At 71.5% G+C, this 8,272-nt stretch carries 9 protein-coding genes; 1 reads left to right on the forward strand and 8 read right to left on the reverse strand.

The features are described from left to right. The first annotated feature begins 6 nt into the window (after positions 1-6). Positions 7-1,251, forward strand: a complete 1,245-nt coding sequence (locus AMK11_RS10915; protein ID WP_073725608.1) for a DUF5667 domain-containing protein — start codon at positions 7-9, stop codon at positions 1,249-1,251. Positions 1,252-1,312: 61 nt separating this feature from the next. Here AMK11_RS10915 and AMK11_RS10920 read toward each other — a convergent pair whose 3' ends face one another. The 8 genes from AMK11_RS10920 to AMK11_RS10955 all read right to left on the reverse strand — a co-directional run bounded on the left by AMK11_RS10920 (position 1,313) and on the right by AMK11_RS10955 (position 8,197). Next, positions 1,313-2,380 carry a lysophospholipid acyltransferase family protein gene (locus tag AMK11_RS10920; protein WP_073725610.1) on the reverse strand — a complete coding sequence of 356 codons (1,068 nt, stop codon included), beginning with the start codon at positions 2,378-2,380 and terminating at the stop codon, positions 1,313-1,315. Between the two features lie 14 nt (positions 2,381-2,394). Further along, a complete protein-coding gene (locus tag AMK11_RS10925; RefSeq protein ID WP_073725612.1) occupies positions 2,395-3,456 on the reverse strand; it encodes an NAD-dependent epimerase/dehydratase family protein in 1,062 nt (353 codons plus the stop codon). A 202-nt stretch (positions 3,457-3,658) separates the two neighbouring features. Beyond that, positions 3,659-3,757 carry a 30S ribosomal protein bS22 gene (locus AMK11_RS10930; RefSeq protein WP_003948845.1) on the reverse strand — a complete coding sequence of 33 codons (99 nt, stop codon included), beginning with the start codon at positions 3,755-3,757 and terminating at the stop codon, positions 3,659-3,661. A gap of 108 nt (positions 3,758-3,865) precedes the next feature. Further along, positions 3,866-4,078, reverse strand: coding sequence for a helix-turn-helix domain-containing protein (locus tag AMK11_RS10935; protein ID WP_004984898.1), 213 nt, complete (start codon positions 4,076-4,078; stop codon positions 3,866-3,868). Positions 4,079-4,207: 129 nt separating this feature from the next. Then, entirely contained in the window at positions 4,208-5,023 is an 816-nt protein-coding gene (locus AMK11_RS10940) for a phosphatase (RefSeq protein ID WP_073725779.1), read from the reverse strand. Positions 5,024-5,121: 98 nt separating this feature from the next. Beyond that, the gene (locus tag AMK11_RS10945; RefSeq protein WP_073725783.1) at positions 5,122-6,294 is read right to left on the reverse strand and encodes an acetoin utilization protein AcuC; all 1,173 of its coding nucleotides are present in this window, start codon (positions 6,292-6,294) and stop codon (positions 5,122-5,124) included. Continuing rightward, positions 6,245-7,477 (reverse strand): MFS transporter, encoded by a 1,233-nt coding sequence (locus AMK11_RS10950; protein WP_079187344.1) that lies wholly within the window; start codon positions 7,475-7,477, stop codon positions 6,245-6,247. The genes AMK11_RS10945 and AMK11_RS10950 overlap by 50 nt, the downstream gene beginning before the upstream one ends. 66 nt (positions 7,478-7,543) lie before the next feature. Next, positions 7,544-8,197: an HAD family hydrolase gene (locus AMK11_RS10955; protein WP_073725614.1), complete on the reverse strand. Its 654-nt coding sequence runs from the start codon at positions 8,195-8,197 to the stop codon at positions 7,544-7,546. Between the last annotated feature and the right edge of the window lie 75 nt (positions 8,198-8,272).

Raw genomic sequence — 8,272 nt, forward strand, 5'->3', positions numbered from 1 at the left:
CCGCCAGTGATCGCGAACGTATCGGCACACCGGCGGGCGAACGCCTTCGCCCAGGCTCTGGAGGAGCAGTCCGATCCCGGGGCGGCGGCCGAGCAGTCCGGAGGTCCGGCAACCGCCGGATCCACCGGGGAACAGACCGAGCAGGGTCGTCTGTTGACCCTTGCCACCGGCCTGGAGACACTGCCGCGGCCCGAGCTTGATCCCGAGGTCAAGGTCGTCCAGCGGGCCCAGCTGGTGGCCGCGTTCGAGGCCATGCTCCAGGAGGGCACCGCGGGCGGAGCGGCGGACCCTTCGGTTCCCGAACAGCGCCGGGCGCGCGGCACCCACCGGGCGGCCCCGCTGAAGAGGTTCCGGCCGCGCTCGCGGCTGGCGAAGGGCCTCACCGCGGGCGGGCTGAGCGTGAGCGTGGCCGCCGGAGCCTTCGGCGGAGTCGCCGCAGCCAGTTCGGACGCCCTGCCCGGTGACTCGCTCTACGGCCTCAAGCGCGGCATAGAGGACTTCCGCCTCGGCCTCGCCGACGGGGACGACGAGCGCGGCCGGGCCTACCTGGACCTGGCGTCCACCCGGCTGAACGAGGCACGCAGGCTGATGGAGCGCGGCCGCAGCGGCTCCCTCGACCACGAGTCCCTCGGCGAGATCCGCCGCGCCCTGTCCGGCATGCGGCACGACGCCTCCGAGGGCCACCGGCTGCTCAGCGCGGTCTACGCACGCGACCCCGGCTCCCTGGCCCCCATGCAGGCCCTCTCCACCTTCTCCCGCTCCCACCGGGAGACCTGGGGAGCCCTGCGCGACCGGCTGCCCGTGCAGTTGGGGGACGTCAGCGAGCAGGTGTCGTCGGTGTTCGACGCCATAGAGGACGACGTGGCGCCGCTGCAGTCCATGCTGCCGCAGCCGCCGGACCGGGAAACCGGCGGCACGGACGACGGCCGCCCGGGCAGCTCCGGATCGGCGACCAGCGACGCCCCCGGCTCCGGCGGTCACTCGTCGGCGCCCAGCACCGGCGACGACGGCACCTCCGAGCGCGGGCGCACGGACAGCGGCCGGCCGAGCGAGTCCACCGGCTCCGGCCAGGAGAACGACGGCCTGCTCGGCGGCGGCACGGGCGGCCTGCTCGACCCGCCCGAGGCCAGCAGCCCCGCCTCCCCGTCCACGGGCGACAACACCCCGCCCGCCCAGCCGGACGTCACCCTCCCGCCCCTCCTCCCGGGCCTCCTGCCCGGCCTGGGCATCGAGGCGGACGACACGGAGTGAGCACGTGGGGGCGCCCCTGCACGAGGGGCGCCCCCATCGCCGTCTCAGAAGAACCCTCGTCTCAGAAGAACACCGACCTCCGCTGCACCAGCAACTTGTACAGCGTGTGCTGGATCTGCTCCCGCACCTGATCCGTCAGGTTGAACATCAGCATCGGGTCCTCGGCCGCCTCCGCCGGATAGCCGTCCGTCGGGATCGGCTCACCGAACTGGATCGTCCACTTCGTCGGCAACGGCACCGCACCCAGCGGCCCCAGCCACGGGAAGGTCGGCGTCAGCGGGAAGTACGGGAAGCCCAGCAGCCGCGCCAGCGTCTTGGCGTTGCCGATCATCGGGTAGATCTCCTCCGCGCCGACGATCGAGCACGGAATGATCGGCGCACCCTGCCGCAGCGCCGTCGACACGAAGCCGCCCCGCCCGAAACGCTGGAGCTTGTAACGCTCGCTGAACGGCTTGCCGATGCCCTTGAAGCCCTCCGGCATCACCCCGACCAGCTCACCCTGGGCAAGCAGCCGTTCGGCGTCCTCCGCGCAGGCCAGCGTGTGCCCCAGCTTGCGGGCCAGCTCGTTGACCACCGGCAGGACGAACACCAGGTCCGCCGCCAGCAGCCGCAGATGCCGGTCGGCCGGATGGTGGTCGTGCACGGCGACCTGCATCATCAGGCCGTCCAGCGGCAGCGTCCCCGAGTGGTTCGCCACGATCAGCGCCCCGCCCTCGGCCGGGATGTTCTCCACGCCCTTCACCTCGACCCGGAAGTACTTCTCGTACACCGGGCGGAGCATGGACATCAGCACCTGGTCGGTGAGCTCGGCGTCGTAGCCGAAGTCGTCGACCTCGTAATCACCGGTGAGACGGCGGCGCAGGAAGGCCAGGCCGCCCGCCACGCGCCGCTCCAGCCCTCCGTCCCCTTCCTCGGACGACCGCGGCTCGGGCGTCACGGCCTCGCCGTCCTCGGCGGCCCCCCGCACCGGCAGCGGCTGTACCTCCCGGACCGGCACGGACTCCGCCGAGCCCTTGCGCCGGCTCCCCGTACCCCGGCGCCGGGCCGGGCGCTGGGCCGCGTTCCCCCCGCTGCCGCCGCTCCCCCGCGACCGGTCGTCGTCGAACGGAATGACCTTGGCGTCCGCCATCGTTGATGCGCTCCTCAGTTGGCGCTCTGCGTCGGGAGGTGGCCGCTGCCCCGCAGGGACAGCTCCGCGATCCGGTCGACGGCCCCCGCGAGGGCCTCGGGCGGCAGCAGACCCGCGCCACGGCCGCGCGCGAAGTCCGCGAACGCCCCGGCCGTCGAGTACTTCGGCCGGAAACCCAGGGTCTCGCGCATCTGCGTGGTGTCCACCACCCGCCCGTGGGTGAGCAGCCGGATCTGCTCGGGGGAGAAGTCCGTCATCCCCAGCGTACGCACGAGCGAGCCCGCCCAGGTGACCGCGGGCAGCAGCAGCGGCACCGTCGGGCGGCCCAGCCGGCGCGAGCACTGGGAGAGCGTCAGGACACCGTCGCCCGCGATGTTGAAGGTGCCGCTGTTCAGCGTGCCCCGCCGCGGCTCGTGCGAGGAGATCCGCAGCACCTCGATCACGTCGTCCTCGTGCACGAACTGCAGCCGCGGGTCGTAGCCGAACACCGTCGGCAGCACCGGCAGCCCGAAGTACGAGGCGAGCGGCGTGTCCGCGGCCGGCCCCAGGATGTTGGCGAACCGCAGCACGGTCACCGCGACATCCGGACGGCGCCGGGCGAAGCCCCGCACGTACCCCTCGACCTCGACGGCGTCCTTGGCGAAGCCGCCGCTGGGCAGCGACTTGGGCGCGGTGGTCTCCGTGCAGACGGCCGGGTCGCGCGGCGCGGACCCGTAGACGTTCGTACTGGACTTCACCACCAGCCGCCGCACGGCCGGCGACTTCTGGCAGGCACCGAGCAGCTGCATCGTGCCGATGACGTTGGTCTCCTTGACCGACGTACGGCTGCCGCTGCCCAGCGGGGTGCCCGTGACGTCCAGGTGGACGACGGTGTCGGCCCCCGTCTCCGCGAGGATGCGCCCGATCGCCGACTGCCGGATGTCGGCCTGGACGAACTCGGCGCCGCCCAGATGATGCTCCGGCGCGACGGCGTCCACACCGACCACCCGGTCCACGTCGGGATCACGCTGGATGCGCCGGACGAACCGGCCGCCCAGCTGACGGGCCACTCCGGTCACGAGCACGACCTTGCCCAAGATCAGCGCCTTCCTTCCGCCCTGCTGCGTACCCTGCCGCGTTCCCCGCCTGCGGGCCAACTTAGCCGGTCGGCGTTGCGCTGTGATGACCGACGGACGCGGCAAGTGACGAGAATTCGCACCCGGCCCGGGCCCGGTACGACTGTGGCCCCCCACCGGATGCGGTGGGGGGCCACAGACCACGCTGACGGCGCAGCGTCGCTTACTTCTTGTTGCGACGCTGAACGCGCGTGCGCTTCAGCAGCTTGCGGTGCTTCTTCTTGGCCATCCGCTTACGCCGCTTCTTGATAACAGAGCCCACGACTACCCTCGCTCACTTCTCATCACTCGGTTGGTGAGCGCCATGGGCCCACACGACCTACGAGGGGCCAGCCTACCCGCCCGAGCGCTGAGGTCGTAATCGAGGTCGTCAGGCCGTTTCCACCCCCACGTAACTCTCCCGGAGGTACTCGTGAACCGCTTGCTCCGGGACGCGGAACGACCGTCCCACCCGGATCGCGGGCAGATGACCGCTGTGCACCAACCGGTACACGGTCATCTTGGACACGCGCATCACCGAGGCGACCTCCGCCACGGTAAGGAACTGAACCTCGTTCAGAGGCCTTTCGCCAGCTGCAGCCATGACACACCTGAACCTTCCGCACTCGACGGCCACCGGCTTCCCCTTCCGGTGACTCTTCGTCGCTGCGTGCTCACTCCCCAATGTAGGGGCGGGTGATGCGAGTGGGGAAGAGGTGCACCCATCACATCCCTACCGTGACAGACACGCCCGATTGAGTACGTAGCGGGTAAGCGGCCGGTAGTACTCAGACCGCACACCGTCATCAAGTGGAACGACCACGGACAGGGACCCCTCGGCCTCACCGACGAAGAGCGCGGGATCGTTCGTATCGGCCGGCCCGATCGCCTCGAACCCCAGCTGACCTGCACCGCAGGCCCACCCGTGGTCCCCGATCACCAACTCGGGCAGCGGCCCGCCGACGTGGGCCGCGGCAGCCAGCGCGGTACGAACCGGGAGCGGCGAATGCGTGTGCGCGCCGGGCTCACCACCGGCGCGCCCGGCGCCGGGTTCCCGCACCAACGCGACTCCCCGGACGTAGTCGAGGTTGTACGTGCGTAGACCGAACCGGGTCGTTATGTCGACACTGCGACCCTGCGCCGGGGTGAGGACGGCACATCCCGCCGCCGACAACGCCTCGGCCAAGGCGACGTAGAAACCGAGCAGCCGGTGCGGGTGCCCGGTGCCGAGGAGCACCGGACCGCGACGCTCAGCTACGGCGGCGAGCCGTCCGGCGAACGCGTCCAGAGCCGCCAGCGTCCGGTCCGGATCGATCACGTCCTGGCCCTCGGTCCGACACGGATCGGCTGAAACCCCGCATCTGTCCGCCATCAGCCCGAGCAGCTCCCGGAGCCCCCAGTCCCGCTCCGGATCGATCCCGATCAGCACCCGCGGGTCCCGCGCCGCGAACAACCGGTAACTCCGCAGACTCACCTCCCGGGAAGTCGCCACCACCCCGGCAAGACGAACGTCGAGAAGATGAGCCCGAAGAGCTCGACGGGTCAGCACGAACCCGATGCTGCCGGGCCCAGCCATCGCCCGGGTGAGGAACGCGGCAATCTACCCACGGTCGGCGTAACGTTCCCGCTCCCTCCAGCGGCACCCCGCTACGCCAACAGCCCCCGCAACGGAAACACCGCCCGCCGAGCCGCCACCACCGCCTGATCCAACCGATCCGCAGGGTCGTACCCCGCCTCCCACGGCGCCCACCCCACCGGCCACCGCCCATCAGTCATCCGCATCGGCCCCAGCTGCCGCGTCCGCGCGAACACCTCCTGCCGCCACCCCTCCGGAATCACCGTCTCCGGCTCCACCGGCCGCCCCGCCGCGATCCCCACCAGATGCGTCCACGACCGCGGCACCACGTCCACCACGGCGTAACCACCGCCCCCCAGCGCCACCCACCGCCCCCCGGCGTACTCGTGCGCCAGATCGTGGCACGCCACCTGCACCGCCCGCTGCGCGTCCAGCGACACCGCCAGGTGCGCCAGCGGATCCTCGAAGTGCGTGTCCGCCCCGTGCTGCGTCACCAGCACCTGCGGCCGGAAGTCCGCCAGCACCTCCGGCACCACCGCGTGGAACGCCCGCAGCCACCCCGCGTCCCCGGTCCCGGCCGGCAGCGCGACGTTCACCGCCGACCCCTGCGCGCACTCCGCCCCCGTCTCCTCCGGCCAGCCGGTCTGCGGAAACAGCGTCCGCGGATGCTCGTGCAGCGACACCGTCAGGACCCGCGGATCCTCCCAGAACGCCGCCTGCACCCCGTCCCCGTGGTGCACGTCCACATCCACGTACGCGACCCGCTCGGCCCCCAGCTCCAGCAGCCGCGCGATCGCCAGCGCCGCGTCGTTGTACACGCAGAACCCGGACGCCGCGCCCGGCATCGCGTGGTGCAGCCCGCCCGCGAAGTTCACCGCGTGCAGCGCCTCCCCGCGCCACACCGCCTCCGCCGCCCCCACCGACTGCCCGGCGATCAGCGCGGACACCTCGTGCATCCCCGCGAAGGCCGGATCGTCCACCGTGCCGAGCCCGTACGACACGTCCGCCGCGTCCGGCTCCACCGACGCCGCCTTCACCGCGTCGATGTAGTCCTCCCGGTGCACGAGCCGCAGCGTCGACTCCCCCGCCGCCCGCGCCGCGACGACGTCCACCTCCCGGTCGAGCCCCAGGGCACCGACCAGACTCCGGGTCAGGGTGAGCCGGACCGGGTCCATCGGATGCTCCGGCCCGAAGTCATAGCCCGTTACTGCCTCGTCCCACATCAGCTGTGCGCGGCCGCTCATGCCCGCCACCGTATCGGTCCGGTTGAGCCTCGAACGACCGGGCGTACACGACCGTCACCAGCACCAACACCATCGGTACGAGCATCGCCCCGCGATAGCTCCAAGCGTCCCCGAGCGCCCCCACCAACGGTGAACCGATCAGGAAACCGACGTAGTTGAACACATTGAGCCGCGCCACCGCCGCGTCGGACGCCCCCGGACCGCCGCCCCTCTCCTCGGCCAGCCGCCCCGCCGCCGCGAACGTCTGCGGCACCAGCACGCACAAGCCCAGTCCCAGCAGCGTGAACCCGAGCATCCCCGACCAGGCCCCGGGCGCCCCCGCCACCACGGCGAACCCACCCGCCGCGACCACGGCCCCGCCCCGCACCACCGCCACGGCCCCGAACCGCCGCACCCCGAAGTCCCCCACCGCCCGCCCCACCAGCGTGGTCACCATGTACACGTTGTACGGCACGGTGGCGAGCTGCTCCGAACTCCCCAGTACGTCCTGGAGGTACTTGGCGCTCCAATTGGAAACGGTCGAGTCCCCGATGTACGCGAACGTCATCACCAGGCACAACGGCAACAGCACCTTGAGCCCGACGCCCGCACCCTCCACCCCTCGCGGCCCACCCGCCCCGGCGCCCTCCCCGTCGACGTACCACCGGCTCCCCACCAGCGCGAGCGGCAACAGCACCACCACGACCGGCAGGTACGACATCCACAACGCCAGGTCCCAGTACGCCCCCGCCCAGGCCAGCGAGGCCCCAAGGATCCCGCCCAGGCTGTACGCCGCGTGGAACCCCAGCATGATGCTGCGCCCGTACGCCCGCTGGAGACTCACGCCGAGCATGTTCATCGAGGCGTCCAGCGCCCCCACGGCGAGCCCGAAGAAGCCGAGCGCCACGGCCAGCGCCACCACTCCGTCCCCCGCGCCGACACCGAGCAGCGCCAGCAGCACCACCGGCTGGGACCACCGCAGCAGCCGGCTCGGCCGCACCCGCCGCACCAGGCGCCCGGTCACGACGCTCCCGACTCCCGCCAGGACGGGCACGGCGGCCAGGAAGACGGGCAGCAGCGCGTCGGAGACCCCGTACCGGTCCTGGACGGCCGGGATCCGCGTCACCAGCAGAGCGAAGGCGACGCCCTGGGCGAAGAAGCCGAACGCCAACGAGACCCTGCCGCGCCGCAGCACATCCGTCATGGCGGCGAGCGTAGAGCTCCCGCTTACCCGTGGGTAGATCCAGCCAGAGATGAATTCTGCTCAGCTTTACGGTGAGGTCGTCAGCAACCCCGCCAGCTCCTCCATGTCCTGGAAGAGCCGGGTGGCCTCGGCCAGCTTCCCGGCCGGCGTCATCGCCGTGAACCCGTACACGTCCATCCCGGCCGTGACGGCCGCCCGCACACCCAGCGGACTGTCCTCCACCACGACACACCGCTCCGGCGCGACCCCCATCCGCTCCGCCGCGTACAGGAACAGGTCCGGAGCGGGCTTCCCGCGCCCCACGTCCTGGGAGCTGAACACGCGCCCGTCGTCGAACCACCGGTCCAGTCCGGTCTTCCGATGCCCCACCCGAATCCGCTCGTGGCTCCCCGAGGACGCCACGCAGTACGGCACCCCGTCCACCGCCAGCTTCTCCAGCAGGCCGACGACCCCGGGCACGGCCTCGAGGTCCTCCTCGAACGCGGCGAAGACCCGCCCGTGGAACACGTCGTCGAAGTCCTCGGGCAGCTTTCGCCCCGTCCGCTCCAGTACGAGGTCGTGCACCCGGTGCATCGCGGCACCCATGTAGTCCCGCAGGGAGTCCTCGTACGACGTCGGGTGCCCCAGTTCGCTCAGATAGCCGGCCAGGAGCCGGTTCGAGATCGGCTCACTGTCGACGAGGACGCCGTCGTTGTCGAAGATAACCAGGTCGTAGCGCATACAGAGACACTAAAGCGCCCCGGAAACGCAGAAAACCCCGCACCGTTCCCGGTGCGGGGTTTCCTCGCAATAATT

This window comes from Streptomyces sp. CB02414 (assembly GCF_001905385.1).
In the GTDB taxonomy this organism is placed as follows: domain Bacteria; phylum Actinomycetota; class Actinomycetes; order Streptomycetales; family Streptomycetaceae; genus Streptomyces.

Excerpts from the sequence above, each read along its gene's own strand:
- AMK11_RS10955 (WP_073725614.1), bottom strand. The coding sequence starts at position 8,197 with ATGCGCTACGACCTGGTTATCTTCGACAACGACGGCGTCCTCGTCGAC.
- AMK11_RS10920 (WP_073725610.1), bottom strand. The coding sequence starts at position 2,380 with ATGGCGGACGCCAAGGTCATTCCGTTCGACGACGACCGGTCGCGGGGG.
- AMK11_RS10945 (WP_073725783.1), bottom strand. The coding sequence starts at position 6,294 with ATGAGCGGCCGCGCACAGCTGATGTGGGACGAGGCAGTAACGGGCTAT.
- AMK11_RS10935 (WP_004984898.1), bottom strand. The coding sequence starts at position 4,078 with ATGGCTGCAGCTGGCGAAAGGCCTCTGAACGAGGTTCAGTTCCTTACC.
- AMK11_RS10950 (WP_079187344.1), bottom strand. The coding sequence starts at position 7,477 with ATGACGGATGTGCTGCGGCGCGGCAGGGTCTCGTTGGCGTTCGGCTTC.